General features: G+C 59.0%; 21 protein-coding genes and 1 pseudogene. 10 read left to right on the top strand and 12 right to left on the bottom strand.

The window, feature by feature from the left end; genetic code table 11:
• The first annotated feature begins 656 nt into the window (after positions 1 to 656).
• A complete protein-coding gene (locus EV130_RS02325; protein WP_074065573.1) occupies positions 657 to 1,238 on the top strand; it encodes a glutathione S-transferase N-terminal domain-containing protein in 582 nt (193 codons plus the stop codon).
• Positions 1,235 to 2,092: an alpha/beta fold hydrolase gene (locus EV130_RS02320; RefSeq protein ID WP_132659142.1), complete on the top strand. Its 858-nt coding sequence runs from the start codon at positions 1,235 to 1,237 to the stop codon at positions 2,090 to 2,092. Before EV130_RS02325 ends, EV130_RS02320 begins: the two co-directional genes overlap by 4 nt.
• 198 nt (positions 2,093 to 2,290) lie before the next feature.
• On the opposite strand, the gene EV130_RS02315 is transcribed toward EV130_RS02320, so the two are convergent.
• Together EV130_RS02315 and EV130_RS02310 are read right to left on the bottom strand one after the other, a co-directional pair.
• A complete protein-coding gene (locus EV130_RS02315; protein WP_074063888.1) occupies positions 2,291 to 2,677 on the bottom strand; it encodes a response regulator in 387 nt (128 codons plus the stop codon).
• Positions 2,658 to 3,824, bottom strand: a complete 1,167-nt coding sequence (locus EV130_RS02310) for a sensor histidine kinase (RefSeq protein ID WP_074063887.1) — start codon at positions 3,822 to 3,824, stop codon at positions 2,658 to 2,660. Before EV130_RS02310 ends, EV130_RS02315 begins: the two co-directional genes overlap by 20 nt.
• A 447-nt stretch (positions 3,825 to 4,271) precedes the next feature.
• Between EV130_RS02310 and EV130_RS02305 the strand changes: the two genes are divergently transcribed.
• Entirely contained in the window at positions 4,272 to 4,532 is a 261-nt protein-coding gene (locus tag EV130_RS02305) for a helix-turn-helix domain-containing protein (protein WP_132549300.1), read from the top strand.
• Between the two features lie 82 nt (positions 4,533 to 4,614).
• Positions 4,615 to 6,348 (top strand): SulP family inorganic anion transporter, encoded by a 1,734-nt coding sequence (locus EV130_RS02300; protein ID WP_074063885.1) that lies wholly within the window; start codon positions 4,615 to 4,617, stop codon positions 6,346 to 6,348.
• A 203-nt stretch (positions 6,349 to 6,551) separates the two neighbouring features.
• Here EV130_RS02300 and EV130_RS33120 read toward each other — a convergent pair.
• The 5 genes and pseudogenes from EV130_RS33120 to EV130_RS02275 form a co-directional block, all read right to left on the bottom strand.
• Positions 6,552 to 7,130: pseudogene (locus tag EV130_RS33120) on the bottom strand (hypothetical protein); the annotation flags it as partial.
• 207 nt (positions 7,131 to 7,337) lie between these two features.
• A complete protein-coding gene (locus EV130_RS02290; protein ID WP_132659140.1) occupies positions 7,338 to 8,333 on the bottom strand; it encodes a HupE/UreJ family protein in 996 nt (331 codons plus the stop codon).
• Complete coding sequence (locus EV130_RS02285) at positions 8,330 to 9,259, bottom strand: peptidyl-prolyl cis-trans isomerase (RefSeq protein WP_237358638.1); 930 nt, start codon at positions 9,257 to 9,259, stop codon at positions 8,330 to 8,332. The genes EV130_RS02290 and EV130_RS02285 overlap by 4 nt, the downstream gene beginning before the upstream one ends.
• Positions 9,256 to 11,196 carry a DUF3604 domain-containing protein gene (locus EV130_RS02280; protein WP_132549306.1) on the bottom strand — a complete coding sequence of 647 codons (1,941 nt, stop codon included), beginning with the start codon at positions 11,194 to 11,196 and terminating at the stop codon, positions 9,256 to 9,258. Before EV130_RS02280 ends, EV130_RS02285 begins: the two co-directional genes overlap by 4 nt.
• Before the next feature lie 263 nt (positions 11,197 to 11,459).
• On the bottom strand, positions 11,460 to 11,735 hold the full coding sequence (locus tag EV130_RS02275; RefSeq protein ID WP_245520003.1) for an Rrf2 family transcriptional regulator: 276 nt from the start codon (positions 11,733 to 11,735) through the stop codon (positions 11,460 to 11,462).
• Between the two features lie 176 nt (positions 11,736 to 11,911).
• On the opposite strand from EV130_RS02275, the gene EV130_RS02270 reads away from it, so the two are divergent.
• Complete coding sequence (locus EV130_RS02270; RefSeq protein WP_074063881.1) at positions 11,912 to 12,481, top strand: nucleoside 2-deoxyribosyltransferase; 570 nt, start codon at positions 11,912 to 11,914, stop codon at positions 12,479 to 12,481.
• Positions 12,482 to 12,761: 280 nt separating this feature from the next.
• Here EV130_RS02270 and EV130_RS02265 read toward each other — a convergent pair whose 3' ends face one another.
• Together EV130_RS02265 and EV130_RS02260 are read right to left on the bottom strand one after the other, a co-directional pair.
• A complete protein-coding gene (locus tag EV130_RS02265) occupies positions 12,762 to 13,181 on the bottom strand; it encodes a type II toxin-antitoxin system VapC family toxin (RefSeq protein WP_132659138.1) in 420 nt (139 codons plus the stop codon).
• On the bottom strand, positions 13,178 to 13,432 hold the full coding sequence (locus EV130_RS02260) for a FitA-like ribbon-helix-helix domain-containing protein (protein WP_074063879.1): 255 nt from the start codon (positions 13,430 to 13,432) through the stop codon (positions 13,178 to 13,180). Before EV130_RS02260 ends, EV130_RS02265 begins: the two co-directional genes overlap by 4 nt.
• A gap of 451 nt (positions 13,433 to 13,883) precedes the next feature.
• Here EV130_RS02260 and EV130_RS02255 point away from each other — a divergent pair, with 451 nt between their 5' ends.
• Complete coding sequence (locus EV130_RS02255; RefSeq protein ID WP_132549309.1) at positions 13,884 to 15,650, top strand: adenylate/guanylate cyclase domain-containing protein; 1,767 nt, start codon at positions 13,884 to 13,886, stop codon at positions 15,648 to 15,650.
• Positions 15,651 to 15,961: 311 nt separating this feature from the next.
• Here the strand turns inward: EV130_RS02255 and EV130_RS02250 are convergent, their stop codons facing one another.
• Positions 15,962 to 16,429 (bottom strand): GNAT family N-acetyltransferase, encoded by a 468-nt coding sequence (locus tag EV130_RS02250; RefSeq protein ID WP_245520002.1) that lies wholly within the window; start codon positions 16,427 to 16,429, stop codon positions 15,962 to 15,964.
• Between the two features lie 139 nt (positions 16,430 to 16,568).
• On the opposite strand from EV130_RS02250, the gene EV130_RS02245 reads away from it, so the two are divergent.
• Entirely contained in the window at positions 16,569 to 17,153 is a 585-nt protein-coding gene (locus EV130_RS02245; protein ID WP_196776380.1) for a GNAT family N-acetyltransferase, read from the top strand.
• Between the two features lie 192 nt (positions 17,154 to 17,345).
• On the opposite strand, the gene EV130_RS02240 is transcribed toward EV130_RS02245, so the two are convergent.
• Entirely contained in the window at positions 17,346 to 19,223 is a 1,878-nt protein-coding gene (locus EV130_RS02240) for a methyl-accepting chemotaxis protein (RefSeq protein WP_074063875.1), read from the bottom strand.
• 255 nt (positions 19,224 to 19,478) lie between these two features.
• On the opposite strand from EV130_RS02240, the gene EV130_RS02235 reads away from it, so the two are divergent.
• From EV130_RS02235 to EV130_RS02225, 3 genes are all read left to right on the top strand, one after another.
• Positions 19,479 to 19,814: an ArsR/SmtB family transcription factor gene (locus EV130_RS02235; RefSeq protein WP_074063874.1), complete on the top strand. Its 336-nt coding sequence runs from the start codon at positions 19,479 to 19,481 to the stop codon at positions 19,812 to 19,814.
• On the top strand, positions 19,807 to 20,235 hold the full coding sequence (locus EV130_RS02230; RefSeq protein ID WP_132549315.1) for an SRPBCC family protein: 429 nt from the start codon (positions 19,807 to 19,809) through the stop codon (positions 20,233 to 20,235). The genes EV130_RS02235 and EV130_RS02230 overlap by 8 nt, the downstream gene beginning before the upstream one ends.
• 134 nt (positions 20,236 to 20,369) lie before the next feature.
• Entirely contained in the window at positions 20,370 to 21,209 is an 840-nt protein-coding gene (locus tag EV130_RS02225; RefSeq protein WP_132659136.1) for a hypothetical protein, read from the top strand.
• Positions 21,210 to 22,086: 877 nt separating this feature from the next.
• Here EV130_RS02225 and EV130_RS02220 read toward each other — a convergent pair.
• The gene (locus tag EV130_RS02220; RefSeq protein WP_245520001.1) at positions 22,087 to 22,869 is read right to left on the bottom strand and encodes an alpha/beta fold hydrolase; all 783 of its coding nucleotides are present in this window, start codon (positions 22,867 to 22,869) and stop codon (positions 22,087 to 22,089) included.
• Positions 22,870 to 23,258: the final 389 nt, after the last annotated feature.

The following is a 23,258-nucleotide window of genomic DNA, read 5'->3' as shown; positions in this document are numbered from 1 at the left end:
GCGTTTGTGGACGGTCGCGCAATCCGTAGATTTCAACGACTTAACTGCCGAGAGGTTCCGCCAGCACAAAAAATCCCCGACGAAATCGGCGCGAGTGCTGACGACGAAGAGGGAACGCCGGAAAGACGTTCGCATGATCGGGGGTTATGGCTTTGTACGCTAGCATACCGATCGATACCCGAAGAATTGAGGAGCACCACATAGCCATGTCCAGGGGCGGTCGGCGAACGTTCTACGTGAGTCGCGAATTGTTTGGCGCAGCTGTCCTGATCGGTATGATGCGGGCCCGCGTGCATCGGTTTAACCCGAGTTCCTTATGCATCGTGCGACAGGTTGAGGGAGCTATCGCTGTTCCTGCCACGCGCCACTAGAATAACAGGCCATCAAAAGTGGGCAAACTAGCACCTTCTTCGGCGGGTGCAGAACCAGAGCCAACCGACCTCGAGATGCTGCCGTGATTGCACAGGTGCTTCTATGCGGACAGCAACGTCCTTTGGAAGACGGGTCAGCCAGCGCTATAGGCACTTGATTGATCCGCCGGTCGATGGGCGTCTTCACCTCTTTCGTCCGTCAAGAAAGCGCTTGCATTATTGACCAGACTGTGTCAATATTGCAACTGGTTGTGCTTTGCAATCAATATGAAAGGACTCGGAGCGATGAAGCTTTACTCGGCGCCCGGTTTCACCAGTTTGGCCGACCATATCGCTATGCTGGAGGCTGGAATTCAGTTCGACTTGGTCAAGGTCGACCTTGAGACGAAACAGATCGAGGGGGGCGGCCGCTACATCGACATCAACCCGACAGGCTATGTGCCCGCCCTCATGTTCGACGATGATGAAGTGCTGACGGAAAATGTCGCGATCCTGGCTTGGATCGCCGATCGCACACCAGCGCTCGCACCGCACGGTCATCTGGGCCGCTACCGCCTGCTTGAGATGTTGAGCTTCATTGCGACTGAGATTCACAAGCGGTTTCCCACCTATCTGTCACTTCCGGAGGAAGTCAGGGAGCCGACGGGCCAGCAACTGCTGCACTGGTTCGGCTTCCTCGCGGATCGATTGGATCGGGGCTACCTTTTCGGAGAGACCTTTACGGTCGCGGATGCCTATCTCTTCCAACTTGCGTGGGGCGCGGCTCAACTCGGATTTCCCCTGCCCGAACCGTTTGACGACTACATTGCCCGGATCGAGCTAAGGCCGGCGGTACGAGCGGCGCTGCTCCGCGAGGGCCTCGCATGAGTGAGCTGATGATCCGCACCGATGGGGTCGAACTCGCAACGCAGAGCTTTGGCGATTCAGCCCATCCGCCGCTAATTCTGATCATGGGCGGAATGGCCTCGATGCTGTGGTGGCCGGAGGAATTCTGCCAGAGGCTCGCCGAACGGGGTCGTTTCATCATCCGCTATGACCAGCGCGACACCGGCCTTTCGACGAAATATCCCCCAGGACAGCCGGGCTATGTCTTCGACGATGCTGTCGATGATGTTTTCCGCGTGCTCGACGGTTACGGAATCTCGACAGCCCATATCGTCGGCTTCTCCCTCGGCGGCATGATCGGCCAAGTGGCCGCATTGAAGAATCCGGAGCGCGTGCTTTCCCTGGCGGCGATCAGCACCTCGCCGGTCGGCGTGGACACGTCCGGCCTTCCGGCGAGCGGCGAAGCCTGGATGGAGCATATGACCATGGAAGCGGACTGGTCGGAACGGGCGGATGCCGTCGCCTACCTCGTCGAAGACGCGCGCCTGACTGCGGGGACGGCGCATCCGTTTGACGAGGCCGGCACTCGAGCTTTCCTTGAGCGGGACTTTGGCCGGTCCGGAGGCTATCTCAGCGCTACCAACCATAGCGTCCTCTTTGAGGTTGGCGAGACATGGCAAGGCCGCCTGAACGAAATGACGGTGCCGCTTCTCGTCGTCCACGGCACGGCCGATCCGGTTTTCGCAGTCGAGCACGGCGAGGCACTCGCGCGCGCTGCAACGGACGCGAAGTTCGTGAAGATCGAAGGCGGCGGCCACGAAATTCATCCTGGAGATTGGGAGCAGATCATTTCTGCTATCGAACAACATGCGGAAGGACGAACATCCGCCAAGTGAACGAGACAATGCCAAGGGAGGGTGGAGACAATTGATCGTGCCGACTTTTATGACGCGGAATTGAAGCCACACAAACAGCATCCGCGCGCTGACGCCGGCGATTGGAATACGAACTCGATCATCGAGATGCGTCCAAATCACGCCTGGCAGGAACAGTAGAGCAAGTTGGATTAGGAACAGACTAGGCGTAGCCGTTTCTCAGGGGCGGGCATCGCGAATCACTGTGGATAGTTCTTGCCCCAGCTTCTTCTCGTCAACGGGTTTGCTCAACAGCGGAGCGATGCTGAGGGCTCCGGTGAGATGATTTCGTGGGTAGGCGCTCATTACAAGGAATGAACGCCCGCTCGCCTGCAAAGCGACGGCGACGGGCTCGGAGGACTCGCCATCTAAGTGCACGTCGAGAATGGCGGAATCCGGGCACTCGTCCGCAATCAACGCCAGCGCCGCAGTGGCGGTGGCAACCGGTCCGACGACGATGCAACCCCACCTTTCTAGGATGTCCTGGATGTCCAATGCGATCAGTCGCTCGTCCTCGACGACCAGGATCCGCCGGCCGCAGAGTTCGTCATGCAGAGAGCCCGTCATCGTCGTACTCGTCCACGGGAAACTCCAGACGGTAGTGAAGGCCGCGCCGCTCGTAGAGCAGTACAGCCTTGCCCTTCAGTTCATGGGCGACGACATCCTCGAGCAGGCGAGTCCCGAAGCCCCTTCGTTTCGGTGGAGTAATCTCTGGCCCGTCCACCTCCTGCCAAGTCATCGAGAGCTGGGGGCGCCCGTTCACCTGCTCCAGATACCAACCGAGGCGCACCGTTCCTTGAGCGACGCCGATCGCCCCATGTTTGGCCGCGTTCGTCGCCAGTTCGTGCAGCGCCAGACCGAACATACGGGCCTGTCTCGGCGACAGCCGGACCGATGCCCCTTCGATAGCGATCTTTTTTGGATCGTCCTGTCGATAGGGCGCGAGAACCTCGTCCGCGAGCGCCAGCGGATCCACCCGCTCGTCGCTGCTTTCGAACACCAGGCTCTCTGCCGCCGAGAGCGCTTGGAGCCGGTCGATGAAGGCGTCGCGGAATTCTTCGGCGGTTCGCCCCTCGGCCGACGTCAGAGAAGCCAGTGCGCGAATGAGGCCGAGTACGTTCTTGACCCGATGTCCGAGTTCTCGCGCGAGGACACCCTGCTCTCGGGCCGATCGTCGGAGTGCATCGTGCGCACGAACCCGCTCGATCGCCGCCGCAAGGAGATTTGCGTAGGTGCGCAGGAAGGCGATATCGTCCTCGCCGAAGTTCCGCGGCTCCTGGGCGTCGACCTCCAGCACCCCGAACGGCGCCTGTTCGCCGGCGATGATCACGTTGACCATGCTCTTGACACCATGCCGCAGCAGCACGTCCGGCATCCTGAACCGATCTTCCACACTGAGATCCGGGGATACAACAGGCTGGTCGGCCCTGAGCGCGTAGCCTCCTGGGGAGTCTTCGTTATCCCCAAACGTTTCGTGACCGACGACGCCAGGCTCCCAGTTGACGCCGCTCCGGATCAGCATCTCGCCGCGGTCGGGGAGATGCTCGAGCACCTTCACCAGCGGCACATCGAGCGCCGCGAAGACTAGCTCGCAGGCACGATGAAGCAAACTATCGATATCGTTGCACTGAAAGGCGAACAGCCCGAAATCGGCTAGAGCAGCGCGTTGCGCTCTCAATCTCTCTTCGACTGTCTGAGTCTGCCCGTCGGTCATCTTCCGCTCCAGTGTCGGCCTAACGGCTGCCACGTCCGAAGGTTCCGGCGGGGCAGTGCGTCAGCACCCGCTCGGAAGCGGTGATTCCCGCGACCAGCTTCACCTCGACCACGATCCGAAGCGAGCCCCCTCCCCTGTGGCGACGATCCGCGGGGCGCGGCGCGAACTGAAGATCGGACATCTTTCAATCCACCCGAGCGGCGGATGCACGCCCTCAGGCATTGGCCGGAGCCGAGCCCCACGCTTGGTGCGGGACCGGCAGCGGCGGTGTCAAGGACAGCCAGGTGCCATTCGGCTGCTGGCTTGGTCGGTATCGTCGGTCATGCTGCACATAGTAGGCGACAAATGCAGCAGTTTGCCATCAAGGTATTTCGTTTTGTGTTGATGTTTTCTACTTCAATGATAATGTTCTCAAGGAGATTTTGCATGCATTTATGAATGCCCTGAATGATCACCGCCGCCCAACTTCGTGCCGCCCGAGCGCTCCTCGATATCGACCAGAAAACCATGGCAGCGATGGCTGGCGTATCGGTGCCGACCATCCAGCGCATGGAGGCAAGCTCCGGCAATGTGCGCGGGGTGATCGATTCCTTGGTCAAGGTTGTCGAGGCGCTCGACCGCGCCGGCATCGAGCTGATTGGCGAGCACGCCGTCAGTGGCGGTGGCGGCCGCGGTGTCCGTCTCAAACACCCTGTAAATACCGGCTAATTCTCAGGAATTTCGCGAACGCGGCGCCGACCGGCCGACGGGCCGACGATCCGCCTCTGTTGTGGAACGTGAAAGGATCGCCATGGTCGCTCGAACTGTTGAGCCCAGCTTTTTTGAGCTGTTCACTCCCAAGCTTGTCACGGTTCTGCGCGAGCACTACGGCCTCGCCGACCTGAAAGCCGATGCCATTGCCGGCCTTACGGTCGCCATCGTGGCGCTGCCGCTGTCGATGGCGATTGCGATCGCTTCCGGAGTCACTCCCGATCGCGGGCTCTACACGTCAATCATCGGCGGCTTCCTTGTTTCGGCATTTGGTGGCAGCCGCTTTCAGATAGCCGGACCGGCCGGCGCGTTCATCGTGCTCGTGTCCGCGACCGTGGCACAGCACGGGCTCGACGGTCTTCTCCTTGCGACGATGATCTCCGGCGCGATCCTGATCGTGGTCGGACTGCTGCAGCTCGGGACCTTCATCAAATACATCCCCTATCCGGTGACGGTCGGCTTCACCTCTGGCATCGCGGTCATCATCTTTGCCAGCCAGCTCAGGGAATTGCTCGGCCTTACCCTCGACAAGGAGCCGGGGCCGCTCTTGCCGAAGCTTTTGGCTATCGGCAGTGCCATGCCGACGACGAACATCTTTGCAATTGCCAGCGCGGCTCTCACGATTGGCGTCATCGTTGGCGTCCGCCGCTACCGGCCGCATTGGCCCGCCTTCATCATTTCGGTGGCAGTTGCTGCCACTGCGGCCGCCATACTCGGCCTGCCAGTCGAAACTGTCGGCACGCGGTTCGGCGGTATTCCGCATTCGCTGCCGATGCCGCAGGTGCCATCGCTCTCATGGGCGAAGGTAGTGGAAGTCTTCCCGTCCGCGCTTTCCTTCGCGCTCCTCGGCTGCATCGAGAGCCTGCTCTCGGCCGTCGTGGCCGACTCCATGAGCGGCCGGCGACACCGGTCCAACTGCGAACTGGTAGCCCAAGGCGTGGCTAATATCGCCGCTCCGCTCTTCGGCGGTTTCTGCGTGACCGGCAACATCGCCCGCACAGCAACCAATGTCCGCTCCGGCGCCCGCGGTCCTTTATCGGGCATGCTGCATTCGGTCTTTCTATTGCTGTTTATGCTGATCGCCGCGCCACTTGCCGCTTATATCCCGCTGGCCGCACTGGCTGGCGTGCTGGCGGTCGTGGCCTGGAATATGGCGGAAAAGCACGAATTCGCGACGCTCGTGCGCGCCTCGCGAGGCGATGCCGTCGTGCTGCTTGCCACCTTCCTGCTGGTTGTCTTTCGCGACCTGACCGAGGGTATTCTGGTCGGCTTTGCGTTGGGCACGCTGCTTTTCCTGCATCGTATGGCGGAGGCCGTCGAAGTCGAGCACACATGGTCGGTCGCTGAGCAGGACAAGGCCGATACGATGAATGGCAACGGGCGCAAACCTTACGAGGCGGATCTGGCAACCGATCCGGACATCGTCGTCTGCCGGATATCCGGGGCGTTCTTCTTCGGGGCGGCGGCAGGCGTCGGGGCCGCGCTGGATCGTATTGGTGAGCACCCCAAAGCCTATGTCATCGATTTCTCAGCTGTGCAAATTCTCGACTCGACGGGAGCCGCCACCATCGAAGGCTTTGTGCGTAAGGCTCATCATCAAGGCGCCGCCGTTCACATTGGCGGCGCATCATCGTCGGTCCGGCGCGTGCTGCTGATACACGGCATGCGACCGCCGCGGGTGCGCTTCAAGAGAACGCTGGCCGACGCAGTGACGGCCGCGCGTGCGGGAATCCTGCAGGGGTCGCAGACTACAGTGAGCCAGCGAGATGGTTGAAGGTGTTCGATTTTTGCTGGCGAGGTTCTGCGAGAATGAAGAGACCACACGCATGCTGGTGACGACGACGCACGCTTGAAGCGGTACCAATTTATACGAGGTCGGCGATCGGGAGGCCGCGCGCCGATGTGACGGGATTAGACAAGTGTGCGCTTAGCTTTGGGGCCAGCACCGGCATGAGGATGTCCATCCCGAGGGTCGCACTAAAAATGGATAGCGACCCCAAGGATCGGACCCTGCTGCACGCCGTCGAAGAGAACCCGTCGTTTCTGTAGTTGATCCCCGATCGGCGGTACCCCGCGACGGCCGACACCGTCCCGTTGAGTTTGTAGCCGAGGGCCAAGGCGACGTCCCAGTCGATATCCGCGCGCCTGCACCGACCAGTCCCCATCCGGTCATCCAGATCTCCGGCGTAAAGAAGTAATTACCTCAAAAAGCTGCGATGCCATCAACTCAGGTATCACCGTCGTCGCCTTACGGGCCGTCGAAACAGCCCACCGTTGAATCCGATGGTCATGTCGAGCGACCAGACCCTGATGCCCCAGGGGAGTAGCCGACACCGAGCAGGCCGGCGAACATCTTCGAGGTAACGTCGAGACTGTCGGCCAGGTGCCGGCAGGCGTGCCCACATCCGCCCCGAGTCTGGTATAGATGATGTCGGCGATAATGCTGTAGCGGTCGTACCGCACCTCGCCCGCCGCCATGAAGGCGAAGTCGAGGTGTTCAGCAGGTCGCCGAAGTCGGCGTCCATGTACCTCGGGCAATCTCAACTGTGCGATATCTCAGGAATTGCCGATCCGCAATCAGTAAGCGAATGCGAATGCCGCCTGACAATTCCCCACTTGTGTTCCCAGTGACTATCCCGAGGCACAGGCGGCGATAGGTACGACCGCGAGCGATTGCGACGCCGAAAAGGGAAGTGGCGCCCGCGTCGGCGTACTACTGCGGGCTGGCAGCGGAGCGAGAATGGACCTTTCGGTTGGCGCTGCTCACGCCGCCAACCCGGCGATCCGCGAAACCAGCCACAGCATCGCGGCTGTTCCTATCATGTAGGCGCCGAATTGACGCGCAGGTGCGGGCTTTATCGCGCCCAATGCACCTGCCGCCTTCAACACGACCAGCGCCGCGGCGACGAAGATCATCTGGCCCGCCTCGACCCCCAGGTTGAATGTCAGCAGGCTCAGCGGCACGTCGGATTGCGGCAGGCCGATTTCCTTAAGGGCACCGGCAAAACCGAAGCCGTGCAGCAGTCCAAACGCGAAGGCCACGACCCAGGGGTAGCCCTCGGACAGTCGTCTCTCGCCCGGCTTCATTCTGACCAATTCGCTCGCGACGAAGGCAATGCTGAGCGCAATTGTCGCTTCGACGGGCTTCTGCGGCAGACTGAAATACCCGAGCGAGGCTCCAGCCAACGTGATGCTGTGGGCAATCGTAAAAGCCGTGATCGTCTTGACCAGCATCCAGGGCTCTCGAATGAGCAGCATAAGGGCAAGAACGAAAAGCAAATGATCGAGACCCGAGAGTATGTGGTCGACGCCCAGCAGGAAATAGGCCTGAGCGACATCAAGGCCGGTCTGTGCGCCGGCAGTGACGAAAGATGGCGCGTCCGGCATGAGGCGCACGACCTCCGTGTCTCCGCTCTCGTATTCGATGCGAACGAGCGCTTCGGTCATGGTTGACCTGAGGCCGTCGATGGTGATTTCGCCGCCTTTCAATCCGCCTGCGCAGGCGACGGTCCACCGCTCCAGATAGGCACCGCCGTCGATCGACCTCACTGGTTCGGCTTTTTCGACGCACGGTTTCGGCAGACTTGCATAGAGACCGAGACGCATGTCGCGTTGCGCCGGCACCTTCCAGACGACAGCGAACTCGTCGCGCCTCGTTTCGCGCATGTCGAGATAGGCTGGCCTGATCTCATGAGCCATGCCGGATGTGGCCATGAACACTGCGACAAGCGCTGACAGCAAGGCGCCAAGCCGCGTCATTGGCCCGATTCCGCACCGGCCGGGCTTTCGATATTCACCACATAGCGCTTGAGCAGGTTGGCAAATCGCTGATCTTCGAGTTCCTTGCGCTTGGCGTTCGTCCATTCCCTCGCGACGGCATCGCGCACTTCGTCAAGTGCCGGCAATCGGCCGGGCACGCGCTCAGACACCCGGATCAGATGCAACCCGAAACCGCTGGCGACGGGACCCGTCCACTGGCCCAGCGGGGCCTTGTCGAGTTCTTCCACGAATTCGACGCCGAAGGTCTGGCTGATCGGTGTCTTGCCCGAAAGAGGCAGGTTGGGCGGAAGCAGCGTCGGATCGGCAAGAAGGGCGTGATCCGTTGCCGGATCGGTCAGCAGCACTTCGAGGACGGAAGCCGCGTCCTGTGCGATCGTCTCGCCGCGCCGCCGCGGGTTGAGAAACACCTGCTGGAAGGCCAGCATCGGATCGATCTCGAACATGGCTGCATTGGCTTTCAGATAGAAGTCGAGCTCAGCATCGGTCGCTGTCAGAGCTTCGGCGTCGGCGGTGCTCAAAAATTCCATCTTCTGGCGCAAGCGGCGACGAACGACCGTGTCGTCCCTGTCGAGCCCGAGCTCCAGCGCCTGGCGTACCAGAATTTCTTCCTTCACATATTCATCGATCAACCCCTTCAGTTCCTCGGCTGTCGGCGGGCGCTGCCAGGTCTTTGCGAACACGGTCGCCATCTGCTCGATCTTTGGGGCCGTGACGATGATTCTGTCCGGTTTGTCTTTCGCATCGGCGCCCAAGAGCCCGTAACCGGCAAAGATCAGCAGCGCGAGCAGCAGAAAGTGGACCAGCGGCTCCCTCATCACGCGTTTCAAGGAGGTCGCGCTCGCTCGTTCGCGAGCTGCCGGACCCGACGATCCGGCAGTCAGTTCAACCGCCGGAATCTCAGTCACGGCGTGTACCAGATCGGCGAGGTATAGGCGCGTTCGGTGACGGTCATTCGCGTGCCCTCCAGCGGCTTTGTCCCGAACCGTTTGGCGTCATAGGCGGTCCACCGAGGCGTCGGTATCTCGATGACGCGCCCGTAATAGAAGGCCTTCTGTTTCGGGTCGAAGCTGGGGTCCTTCCAGACCGCGATCAGTTCCGGCGCACCGATGGTGTTGGTCCAGGTCGCGTTCTCGATGTCGACGGTGCTGCCGACCGATGGCACCTTGCCGTCGGCGCCCGGCTTGCGGTCTCCACCCCAGGCGACGTCGTACACCTGCTCATGCGTCTCGCCCTTGTCGTCGAGCCAGCCCTTGACGATCTGGTAGCGGTCGAGGTTGGCCCCGATCGAGTCTCGCAGCGCGGCGACGAGGAACGACGGCGCTTTGCCTTCCGGCGCTGCCGTCAGGTCGCCCCCCATGGGAACGCCCTTGCCGTAGCCGATCGCGCCGGGATTGCGGGTCTCGGCATCGGAAGGCTCGAAATCCCAGCCGCCGAAGAAGCGCACGGCCATGCGCGGCCCAGTCGTGGCGTAGGTCTCCTTGCGCTGCATGGCGTCCCAGATCGACTCGCGGGTGTTCTCCGCCGCCCACACGGCGGCGTAGCCAGACGCGCCGACCTCCCAGTCCATCACCGTAATCCCGGTCTTGGCGTCCTTGACGAACGTTGCCGTCAGGCGTTCCGGGCTCGGCTCCTGCGGCGTGGTCTTTCCAAAGAAGTTTTCCTCTTCCATGGCCGCAAGGCCCGTATGCGCGTCGGAGCTGCCGACCAGCCCGAACTTGTAGGGGTTCGTGCCGAGGTCGGCTTCGAGCTTAAGGCCATTCTTCAGCGCGGACCGTGTATATTCGAACTCGAGCATGTCAGGCGTCTTCGGCACGCTGGCATCGAGATTGCCGAAATCCCAGGTCTCGAAATCCGCGAACTCGTCATTGGGCGACAGGACCGGATGCGCCTCGCCGTCGCCCTTCGTCTGGGTTGTCTCGTAGAGGCGTTCCCACCGGGAGCGCTGCTCGACATATTCCTTGTCGACCGGCTTGCCGGTGAAGGATTCGATCATCGGGAACATGCGGCCGTTGGACAGATTGCCGTTGTGCGCAATCGCCAGCACGCTACCGCCGGTCTTGTCCTCATAGGCCTGCATCCACTTCCATAGGTCGCGCGGATTGTCGCTGCCCAAGGGCTTAAGCGTCGTATAGGGCACGACCTGATCGGCCTTGTCGGCATTGTCGCGGAAGACGACATTGCGATGCAGATTGTTGCCTGCCGTGTTCGAGGTCCACTCGTAGCCGATGAAAGCCGTGAACCGCCCCGGATCGTTATATTCCTCGGCGGCCTTTATCGTGTCCTGCCACGCGTTTTTGTAAGGACGTGTCTCCGGCCCGTAGATCATGCTCTTGGGCAGCGTTCCCTTGCCGAAGCTGAAGATGATTTCGAGCGCCGCTGTGGCACCCTGACCCGCCTTGATCATATCGTACCAGGTCTTGGCCTGCGGATCGGTGATGACGTCTGGCTTGCCGGCAAAGAGGTCCGGAAACATGCCCATGTTGTCGGAATGATCGGCTACCACCAGGAAGTCGAGCGGCCGTGACAGCCTGGCAGGCTGGCCGCTTGACGCCGTGATCTCCTCCCCGCGGGCGAAGCGGTAGGCGTCGCGAGGCGTCAGCCGCGCTCCGAAGGCGCCGGCGTCGAACGAGGCTCCGGTATGGAGATGCGTGTCGCCAAACAGCGGCCGGGTCGGAAAATTACGCCCCGCATAGGGCGAGTAGGCGGGTTTGCTGGAAAATGCCTTTCCGGCCTTCGCACTGTCCAAAGTGCCGATATCGGTTGTCTCCTGAGCCGCAGCCGGCAAGGCAGGACCCAGGCTCACGAACACCGCAATAATCAAGTTAGCAGATGTTTTTTTCATCGTTTCCCCCCTTTGCAGCAGTGATGTTTAAACCGTCCGAGCGGGCTTTGTTGATTTGTATTAATGACAGGAGCCCCTGTCTCCGGTCCTTCGTCATTCTTTAGGCGCCCGGTAATCGCTGCGGCACCAATCCTAGCATGCCTGCTGATCTTGTTTAGGCCTCCTTTTTTGCAAGTTGTCAGGAGGCTCGAACGCAGCTAGTGTCAAAATTCCGCAAAGTGCATTCAGCGATCCTTGGTCGAGCAGCTTTGTGCAGACCCAGCTTAGCTGCGCCCTGCTGGATTGCTGCCCGCAACTTCTAGAGAAACTGCGTGATTGCTAAAGGCGCTCTGCCGCGTTTGGACGTGTATTGCGCCACCGCCTGCCCAAAGCTGTCGCGTCAAACCGGCATCGCTCAACCTCGATAATAACCCGCGAATGACGACAGCACCCGTATTGGCCGAATAGGCAAGATCCTCCGAGCGCATCGGCTTGCCGTCGCTGACGGCCAAACCGGTCAGAATGTGGACGGCGACTGCAAATCGGGTACTGGTCGGCATGGCGCTATCCGCTTGTGTGCAATAAGCACAATTACACACTAGCCGGCCTGTCATCATCAACCGTCGAATTTACTTCGGAACAATGCTCGGGCGGCTTTCCCCACTGGATTGTGATCTTTCTTCGCGATACAGCGAGAAGATCTGTTGCCGAGCCCATCCCATTTAGGTGCGATTTTATGACAAGTAAAGTTTATCTGGCCGGTCCGGAGGTCTTCCTTCCCAACGCCCGTGAGATCCTCGATCGCAAGGCAGCACTTGCCCGTGAGGCGGGACTTCTCCCGCTCTCGCCCGGCGATCTGGAAATCCCGCACACGAACTCGAAGCGCGAGCGGGCCGCGGCGATAAACGCGGTGGATGAGAAGATGATGATCGAGGCTGACGCGATCATCGCCAATCTGACGCCCTTTCGTGGCATTGCCGCCGATACGGGGACGGCCTTCGAACTCGGCTTTATGTGCGCAAGCGGTAAGCCTGTATTCGCTTACACGAATGTGGCCCGTGATCACATGGGACGAGTGAGCGATCTTTATGGCGGGGCCGTCGCATATGATGCAGAAGGTCGACTGCGTGACCCGAACGGTATTGCAATTGAGGATTTCGGCCTGGCCGACAATCTCATGCTGCACGCAGGGATTGAGCGGCGAGGTGGCGTCCTCATCATTGGAGACGCCGCGCGGGATGCGCTCTATACGGACCTTGCCGCGTTCAAGACGTGTCTTGCCGTCGCCGTTGAGAAGCTGCGCTAAAGTGCTCAGTCCTGGCACTTGGTGGAACGGCTAAACCGTTTGGTTTCGCCGCATGCGCAGCGCCTCCATCATGGTGATCAGCGGCTTTTCGCCAGTCGCAAGCGCCGAAACCTCCGCAGACATTGACGGACTGTCGGCCCTGACCGCTGCACGCTTTCTCCGTAAATGCGATCGGTTTCATCGTCGGCAGATTGAAACATGAAATCTGAGGGGGGCAAATTGGAGCCGATTATACGCCCAGGGGGTCAGCAGGTTGGAACAGACTTAGCTGAATATAACTTTATTGGGACCATGGATTGATCACTTTCAATCCGGCTGCCTCGAAGGGGCTTGTGTCGCGCGTTGCGACCGCGAGGCCATTCGCCGCTGCTGTGGCTGCAATATATCCATCCGCCTTGCCGACCGCCTTCCCGGACAAGCGAGCGCGCACCATGAGGTCCGAGTAGAATTGGGAGGTGGCTGAATTAAAGGGTAGGACGCGTTCTGCGAAGTGAGGTAGCACTTCGCCCTCCAGGCGATCGCGAAGGACTGTTTGCCGTTTGCCTGAAGGCATGGCGGCAATCCCGAAGCGAAGTTCGGCAATTGTTATCGCGGAAAGGAACAACGTCTCGATGACTTGGGCATCCATCCATGCTACCACTGCCCCGTTGGGAGCCGGTTTCCATGGCTCCGATATCACGTTGGTGTCCAACAAGATCATTCGAACGTCATCGGTTCGGCTGGCGCCTTATCGCGATTTTGCTGCAGGGCTTCAACATCGTCATTGGATAGCTCCGCGTCCCGACCTATGGCCGCGAGTAAAGAGCCAAGTTTCACACGTTCAGATGGACGAACGGCGGCCTCAATAATGTCACGGATTTCGGCCTCCGTACTACGGCCGTGATGAGCCGCTCGCACGCGCAGCGCGCGATGCGTTTCATCAGAAAGATTACGAATGGTGACCGCCGGCATTGATATCATCCTGTCAGATTTGATGACTTTGATATCAAAATATACCCGATGACAGCGTTTTTCAAGAAGGCTCCGTTGGGATTGGAACCAACGACCCTGTTATTCCTCTTTAACAGATTCGTTAAGCGAGCCAAGATTTTGGCTTGGCTGGAATGACTGATTGGGGCCGGGAGCGGATAGTTTGCTGTAGGGCACATTTATGAGATAGCCGCCGCTCGGCGACCGTGGCAGGGCAGTCATTGTCCAGGGATGGACGTCGGCGGCGAACATTGTCACCGTCGAACTTATAGAGGGCTGCGTCAAGCGCTCCTCCGGATGGGTGCTGAATTGTAACCTTTCAGGGTTGACGGCGACCAGATGGCGCGCTCAATCTCAGTCAAAGCCGAGCGCAAACCGAAAATTTCCTTTTTCCCTGCGTCCCCCTGTATGGCGGAGACGAGGAGATGGTCCTATGAGCGAGAAACGCAAGCTAGCCGCCGTCCTGGCCGCGGACGTGGTCGGGTACAGCCGGCTCGCTAACGCGGACGAGGACCGCACTTTGGCCAGGTTGCGGGCATTGCGCAGCGACCTGATTGATCCGACCATCGCCGTGCACAACGGGCGCGTGATCAAGCGCACAGGGGATGGGGCTTTGGTCGAGTTTCGCAGTGTGGTAGACGCTGTGCGCTGCGCCATTGAGGTGCAGAACGGCATGGTCGACCGCAATGCCGGGGTGCCGCAGGACCGCCGCATCGAATTCCGGATCGGTATTCATCTGGGCGACGTAGTCGAGGAGAGTGACGGCGACCTGATGGGAGACGGCGTCAACATCGCCTCGCGCCTGGAGGGCGTCGCTGCCCCCGGCGCCATCTGCCTGTCCGAAGACGCCTATCGCCAAGTCAAGACGAGGCTCGAGCTTTCGGCCACTGATCTCGGCAACACGCAGCTGAAGAACATCGCTGAGCCGATCCGCATCTACTCGCTCCAAGTCGGCACCGCCGCGCAGGCAACTGTGACCCCCGGAATTCCGGCCGCTCCGCTTTCGGCAGCACCGCCGCCGAGGTTATCGATCGCCGTGCTGCCCTTCTCCAATATGAGCGGTGATGCCGAGCAGGAGTATTTCGCCGATGGAATCTCCGAAGACATCATCACGGCTCTCTCAAAGTTGTCACAGCTGTTTGTAATCGCCCGCAATTCGTCCTTTACCTTCAAGGGCAAGAACGTGAACGTTCAAGAAGTGGGCCGGAACCTCGGCGTGCATCATGTGCTGGAGGGCAGCGTCCGCAAATCCGGCACCAGGGTACGGATCAACGCACAGCTTATCGACGCGACCACGGGTGGACATCTGTGGGCCGAACGCTTCGATCGCGACCTGACAGACATCTTTGCCGTGCAGGATGACGTGACGCAGCAAATTGTCGACGCGCTCACGATCAACCTGGCGGAGGGCGACCAGCAGCGGCTCGCGATCGAGCAAACCGGGAACCTAGAAGCGTATGACTGCTTTCTACATGGTCGAGAGCAGCTGTGGCGGTTCACGAGAGCGCAAAACATCCAAGGCCGGGAATTGTTGCAGCGCGCCATCGAACTGGACCCGAGCTACGCTCCCGCCTACGCTTTCCTCGCCTTCGCAAACATCCTGGACTACGCAAACCAGTGGAGCTCGGCGTGGTCGACAGCAATGGAACAAGCGGAAATGTTTGCGACACGGGCAGTGGCGCTCGACGATCGATATCCTTACGCACATTGGGCGCTTGGCATGATCGAATTGTATTCGCGACGCCACGACGTAGCCATTTGCGAAGCTAAACGCTTGATCGCCCTCGCTCCAAATCTTGCCGAGGGATACGAAAATCTCGGTTACGCACTGCATTATTCCGGCAGGTCTGCGGAGGCACTCGCTTGTTTCGACCGGGCAATAGCCTTGAACCCATATTATCCGGACGTATACCTCCACTTCCAGGCACAAGCGATGTTCCAGTTGCACAGGTACAAAGAGGCAATTGACATCCTGAAGCGGCGACTTGTCCGTAACCCCGGCACCGACGTCTCGCGCGTGCTTCTGGCGGCGAGCTACGGCCATCTGGGCCGCTTCGAAGAAGCCCGCCATGAGTGGCAGGAAGTGTTCCGCGTCAACCCTGACTATTCTCTGGAACATCGCCGGAAAGTATTGCCCTACAAGAATCCCGAAGACTTCGAATTAGTCGTGGACGGGCTTCGCAAGGCCGGCTTAGTGTAACTACCTGACCGGGCAAGTGTCCGGTCTTGCACCTCTGGAGCCATTCGCTCAGATGAGGGCAATATACGGTGTCGGCGCGACCAAGTCTTTCAGCATGGTCAACCGCGATGTCTACCTCTTGGTGAGGGCAAAGTTTGGCGCCGACATAGGCGCGCTGCTGAGGCGTTCTTGGGGCGGAAGGCGGCAGCTTATGCAGCCGTGGGCCGGATAGCCTTCGGAGGCTGAGCAAGTGGACGACAGCCTTAATCCTGTTGCAGCCATTCCGCCGTCATCCTGGGTGGTCTCTCAAAAGCGGACGCTGCTAGATCTGGTCACTTCAAGGCGATGAGACCGGCGTCGGTCGGCCTAAATTTGCAAGCGTCGAAATAAAACGTCCGGAGGTGCGGATCGAAATCCACATGGAGCCACTCGCAGTCGGTTTGTTTCACGCGATCAACGGCTTCCACAATCAGGGCCTTTGCTATGCCCTGGCGCCGGAAGGTAGGCGACACCATTGTATCCAGAATGAAAGCGTGAACCCCGCCATCCCACGCGACATTAACGAACCCTACCAGCTTCCCCGAGCGACGGGTACAAACCCAACCGAGGCTAAAGCGGTTTACTTGTGCCCACCAATCGACAGCGGAATCCTGATGCTCAAAACACTCCGCATGGAGAGCGTTGACCTCAGCGTTCCTGAACGCTCCTCGCCATTCGGTCACGTACTCGGGAGGCTCATATTCTTGCGTTGATGTTAGCTCCATGCGCGCTATTTGATCGGAGACATCATTCGGCGTCAACGTCCGCTCTTTAAACTGGCCGCCAGAAGCCGCCCAACTGCTGAGCCAGCAGCAACCGGTATCGCTCCCACGCGATCCGGATGAGTAGCTGAGAACGGGCACGGGCGCCTCGTCGGACTACCTATGTCAGGAGGGCAGTGTGAAATCGCCAACAGTGAGAATCATGGCCGCGGCCGAGGAAGACCTGGCCGTCGAAACGATCATGCTGGCGTTTGCAGCGGATCCTATGGCGCGATGGACCTGGCCGCATGCACACCAGTACCTAGCGGCCATGCCGCGAATGATCCGGGCGTTCGGGAGCAGCGCATTCTCTAACGGCAGCGCCTTTTGCACCGACGGCTACGCCGGGACGGCGCTGTGGCTATCGCCCGGAGTACATTCCGACGAGGAAGGCCTTGGTGCGGTGCTCGAAAGCACGGTTGCGCGCGCTCTTGCCCCCGAAACCACGGCCATATTCGAACAGATGGCCGCCTATCATCCGACCGAGCCACATTGGTACCTGCCCCTGATCGGCGTTGACCCGGCGTATCAAGGCGAAGGTCACGGCGACGCCCTGATGGTGTACGCACTCTCTCGGTGCGATCGCGATCACGCCCCGGCCTATTTGGAATCCTCGAACCCGCGCAACATCCCGTTCTACCGACGTTACGGCTTCGAACCGCTCGGCGCTATCCAGGTCGGTTCGTCGCCGACACTCGTCCCGATGCTGCGGCGGCCGCGTTAACGCTCAGTCCGATCAGATAGCTTGTGGCATACGGGCTCCGGGCGCGAAGGGAGTATGGAATGGACCGGCGAGGATGTTTGCCGGTCGGCGCATAGTCACATATCAGCTGCAACATCAATGATTTCAACAGAGGTGCATCGGCGATCAGCGTCGCCAATAGCTTCCAGGACCTCGACCACGGTCGCTGACGGTTCATCCTTGGATCATGCGGCGTGGAGCGACCATCTCCGGTGATCTGTTGCTTTCCTGGGATCGCACATTGCGCTGCATTTGCACCACACTCTTCTCGCTGTCCAATTGAAACTGATTGACCAGATCCCGCAGGCGGCTTGCCTCGGAGGACAACGAAGCGACGGCGGCCGTTGACTGCTCGACCATCGCCGCATTTTGCTGGGTCGCCTGGTCCATTTGATTAACGGCCGTATTGATTTCAGCAAGACCGGTCGACTGTTCGCGCGCCGAAATTGCAATCGCATCCATAACCCGGTTGATCTGTGCAACGTAATCACCGATCGACGTGAGCGACCTTCCGGTTTCAAGAACGAGTTTTACGCCATTTTCGACTTCCGTTGAGGACGTTTGGATGAGCCCCTTGATTTCCTTGGCCGCTTGGGCTGCACGCTGAGCAAGCTCGCGGACTTCCTGTGCGACCACTGCGAAACCTTTGCCCGCCTCACCAGCACGCGCAGCCTCGACACCTGCATTGAGCGCCAAAAGATTCGTCTGAAAGGCAATTTCATCTATTACGCCAATGATGTTCGAAATCTGCTGGGAGCTGTCCTCGATGCGTCGCATGGCTTGCTCTGCTTCCGATACAACCGTCGCCGATCGCTGGGCGCTGACATTGGCTTCAAGAGCCATGTTGCGTGCCTCGTCCGTGCGTTTCGTCGACATCGCGACATTCGACGTAATCTCGTCCAAGGCGGCGGCCGTCTCCTCGAGAGAGGCTGCCTGTTGCTCCGTGCGCTTGGACAGGTCCTGGGCGCCGGATGCGATTTCGCCGGTGCCACTGTCTATGCTGTGCACCGTCTGGAGCACTGCGCCGATCGTCGCGCCCAATTGTCGGAGCGAAGCATTGAAGTCTTCGCGCAACGCCTCGTACTCCGGCGCAAACTGCTGCGAAAGCTGAAACGATACGTCGCCTGCCGCAAGCCGCCGCAGACCTTCGCCCAACGTCGTGGTCGCGAAACGCAACTGTTCGGCCTCGACTTCGGCGCGCTGTTGGGCGGCAGCGCGCGCCGCCTCGCTCTCGCTGCGGGATGCAGCAGCTTCCGTCTCAAGCCTGACGACATTGAGGGCATTCTGACGAAAGATTTCAACGCCACCGGCCATTTCACCCACTTCGTCGGCACGGTCCGCATAGGGAATATCGCTATCGATGTCCCCATCCGACAACCGCTTCATGGCGGATGCGATGCGTCGGATCGGATTGGCGATGCCCGAGATCGCAAACACAATGCCGGCCACGGCGACGAGCACGGCCAGGGTTGCGATCGCTGCCGTCAGCATGAAAGCGGACTTCGCCGAAGCACTGCTTGCAGCCACAAAACCTTCGGCCTGGCTGAGAATAAAATCAACCAGATCCGCCACTCCGTTGTTTACCAGCTCGGCCTGCGGCTCCATGTTTTCCTTGAAGAAACGAACCGCGTCGGATGTCTTGCCGCTATTTTGCAGTGCGATCATTTGCTCAGCAAACCCGCGGTATTTGCTCAGTTCCGGCTTAATCCGATTGATCAGTTCGCGCCCACGCTCAGTGCGGACGCCGTTTTCATATTGGGAAACGACGTTCTCGACCGCGGCGACAGCAGCGTCGATCTTCTGCTTTCCGGTATCCTGCTCCTGTGCTGTGTCGTCGAGGAGGTAATGGGTATATACAAGTTTCAGATTGAGGAAGTTGCCCTTGATCTCGCGAGCCGTCACCAGCCGTTCCATCCAGAAGGTCCCTATCTGCTCAGTATTGGCACTGAGTGTCGAAATCGTGCTCAGCGACACATAGGACAAGCCAACCATGAATAGACTGATGATCGACAGCTTTAGAATCAGGGCTTGCTTGATGCTCGGACGTTTCATGCGGGTCTCCAGTTGAAGTCACCTACGACGCCGGCTTACCGGTTGACCTAAAAAGTCGCACTAAATTGATAATTTCGTATTAACCAAACAACAGGCGCCTTTCGATCAAGACTTCTCCAAACTCTCGCGTTTACGCGCCATGGCGCCGCCGGCGCCGAAGAGACTCATCATGAAACAAAACAATTTGAAAAATCATTCATCCAAATGGTTGACTAATCATCGCCGATGGTTATATTCAACCATACGGGTGAATAAATGAACGAAGACGCTCTGTCACATATTCTCAAGGCCGCTGGCGACACCACGCGGCGCAAGATTCTCACGCTCCTCGTTCAGGAGGGCGCGTTGAGAGTGACGGCCCTTGCTGCTCATTTTGACATGTCCCTGAACTCCGTTTCCAAGCATATCAAGGTTCTGGAGGAGGCGGGGCTGGTCACCCGCCGGACTTTGGGCCGCGAGCATCTCATTGCCGCGGAACTTGAACCGCTGCGGTTAACGGAGGCCTGGTTCGCCAAACTCAAATCCGTCTGGGAACTGCGCCTGCAGGCGCTCGAAGAGGTGCTCAATGCAAAGGATGAAGGACATGAGTGAGCTTGAATTGACTGTTAACCGCAAGATCGCCGCGCCTCGCGAAAAGGTGTTTGCCGCCTGGCTTTCAGCGGAAATGCTTGCCAAATTCATGCAAACCCCGACGGACAGCAATGGCCCGTCGAGGGTCAGCGTTGACGCGGTCAAGGGCGGCCGGTTTTCGATTGTCATGCTAGCAAACGATCGCGAAATACCGCATACGGGTACCTTTCTGGAAATCGATCCCTACTCGCGCCTGTCCTTTACCTGGGAATCTCCTTATTCCCTTGAGGACAGTATCGTCACGATCGATCTCGCCGCCATCGACGCGAACACGACCGAGATTACCTTGAGGCAGGTCAAGTTCCAAAGCGATGAGGCGCGCCTCGCTCACATCGGCGGATGGAACGCTGTCCTGAACAAACTCGAAGAAGCCATCGCCTGACGTTTCTCTGACCTGCCACGGTCCGCCCGATTGCGCCGGCGGCTCGTGGCGCTGTCGGCTGAGCGATCTCACTATAATTTGGTTTGACCGGTGCGGCGCTGTTTGAACGGCGTGCAACCGGCAGGAGGAGAGTTATGTCTTTAATCAAGGAAGCAAATACACGTAGGACTATCGGCAAGGCAGTTATTGCCCTCGAACAGGCGAGCGACATCTTTAGGCGAGCCACAAAACCACTGCTCGCCTTTGCCATCGCGCTCGGTATCAGCATTGCGCTAACCGGCAGGAGCCAGGCCTACGACACGGCCCTCGACAAAATGGCATCCGACCTCGAAATCCGCTACGCTCTCAGCGCCCTTCCGCCGGCCTTACGAGGCAAGGCTGCAGTCTACATTCTCGATCCCGCCAAGGGCTACGCGCTGGCCAGACAGGGAAGCAACGGATTGGCCTGCCTGGTCGAGAGGACGGCGTGGGAACTCGCCGACTTTCGAAACGATATCTACATTCCGCTCTGCTACGATGCGGCCGGCACAAATGCTCACTTTAAGGTTATCATGGACGTGGCCGCACTCCGTGCTAAGGGGATGTCCCCAATGGTCCTGAAATCCGAAATCGAGAAGCGATATGAGGACAAGACCTACGGCGTTCCCAACAGACCAGGCCTCTCTTACATGGTATCCCCGATCATGCGCACGGTTGGGCCGCCGGACATGGAAGTTCATACCATGACAATGCCGCACTTTATGTTCTATGCCCCCAATGTCACGAATGAAGACATCGGTGCCCTGCCTGCACTTGGAGATCCCGAAAGCCTCTTGAACCCGTTCATCGACAGACAGGGCAATGATCAGCAGAGCTACATCATCCAGCTCGTCGGCGAGGCGGAGAAGGCTAAAATCCTCGCCATCGAAAGGACACTGCTCGATGAGCTGTGCGCGTATCGCGAAATTCTATGCCTTTCGCACGCGAAACACTGAAACCGCTTTGCTGGGTACGGCGGCAGCTGTCGGCAACGATCATCGAAGACTTCGTCGTCCCGTTGTCTCCGTGAAGGCGAGCTGCCTATTGGGTGGGGAACGCTCGCGGATTCTATGCGGCGGATAATTCCAAGCCCGAGATTAGGCAGAGGCAGTCCCAGACGAACAAACAGGAATGCGGTATCCAGCCCGCGTATCAGAAAATGCCGGCCGTCGTCTAGATGCCCAGTCTCCTGCTTTGTGCACGAGCTTCACGCATGGGCTTTTGTCGTCAAAGTCGAAAGGAAAAACGCGGACGATCGTGAACATACGAGAGGATCCAGACCAAGCGACGCCCGGTTTCCGCGGTATTCCGGAGAGATTGTTCAGCGCAGCTATACATCCAGTGCAGCAATGGCAAGTTTAATTAAGCTAACAATCTTCGGTCGAGCGCTAGAGGTCGAAACTGGAGTACACGAATCAAGCTGCGTATCACCCTTCGACGGCGGAGATCTCGAGGGGACGGGAAGGGCTGCATGATCCTGCAGCAGCAGATCGATCCGCTCGAATGTCAATCGGCACGGAACTTTGTCCCCTTATCGGCATCCAATTTTGACCCCTTTGTGTATGAGGTTATCACTTGCCGGCTCGACACCGGTCGGGGTTGCAGAGGGCCGGCAAGAGCGCCGTGATTGGCGAATTCGGCTTTAGCACAGAAAGATGGCATAGAAGGGTCGCGATCACGGTGCAGGTAGGAACTCGATCAATGCTTTCGTAACGGCTGAAGGCTGCTCCTCGGGGATCCAATGGCCAGAACCCTCCACAACCACGCCGCGTACGTTTCTTGCGACGTGACGGATGTGGTTGCCATACTCTGCTCCCATGCCCCCAACTCCACTCATGGCAAGAACCGGCATCTGCAGCTTCTCGATCGAGAATAATCTGTTAGCTTCAACGTCTTTGGGGAAGGCGCGATAGTATTCAAAGCCGGCTCGAAGCGCCCCTGGCTGAGCATATGAGCGTCCGTAAACTTCGTCGGCTTCGTTATCGAAGGCAGCGAGTTAACGCCCTCGGCATTGTGGAACCATTTCAGATATTCGAGTTCGCGGCCTGCGATAAGCATTTCCGGAACGTCACGAACAGAGTGGAAGCGGAAATGCCACGTACGAGGACCTTGGATCAAATCGTCCCAAGGCTCGATGCCGGGGAGAGGAACATCCATGATCGCGAGTGTCTCAACGTCATTGGCATATTTGGCGGCATAGGCATAAACGACCATGCCTCCCATGTCGTGGCCGACAAGGTTTACCAACGGACCAATGCCCAGATTGCTCACCAGCTTGCGAATGTCCTCGGCAATCGAAGCCTTATCATATCCAGCCAGAGGTTTGGCGGTATCGCCCAGACCACGAAGATCCGGCGCGAGAACTGTATATCCTTGGGTCGCCAATTGCGGCATGACATGACGCCACATGTATGACGTTGTACCCCAGCCATGCAGCAACACGACCGTTTTCGGCCCACCCTGCGCCAAAAGGTAATGATAAGCAACCCCGTCAACGTCGGACTTGCCATCGATGATTGAATGGGAAGTATCGATGATCGTGTCGTTTGCTGCCGGCACCGCCGGTATACCCGCGAATGTTCCAAGCATAAGAGCCACTAAAAAGTAAAAGCGCATTGCAAACTCCAGTGTTCAAAATCAGGCCCACAAAGCCCAAAAATCGTCCCCCAAATCTAGAACGAGTGGTTTTTCGAGCACTCCGTCGAGGCGAACCGCGACAGTAGTGGAGCAGCCGGAAATCATTAAATCGTCCGAATGCTCCAGTCTCTCAGGCGTCAACGCTGTGTCAACGGCGGCCAAGCCTCAAGATAAACGGCGTTAGGCCCTGAAAGCGCGAGACGGTCAAATTTCTGTCTTCCTCGTATCGGGTTGCGGGTCTCCACTTTGCAAAACTCAAGGGATCTGGACCACTGTGCGGAGGGCGCGTGTGTTCTATACTTTGATATAGAGATACCTCAGTGTAGGACCTGTGGCGGGTTGTCGGGAACACCATGATCAATGGCTGT

Origin of the sequence: Rhizobium azibense (genome assembly GCF_004342325.1) — a bacterium.
GTDB lineage: Bacteria > Pseudomonadota > Alphaproteobacteria > Rhizobiales > Rhizobiaceae > Rhizobium > Rhizobium etli_B.
The sequence above is the reverse complement of the archived record's forward strand: the minus strand, read 5'-3'. Positions and strand labels throughout refer to the sequence as shown.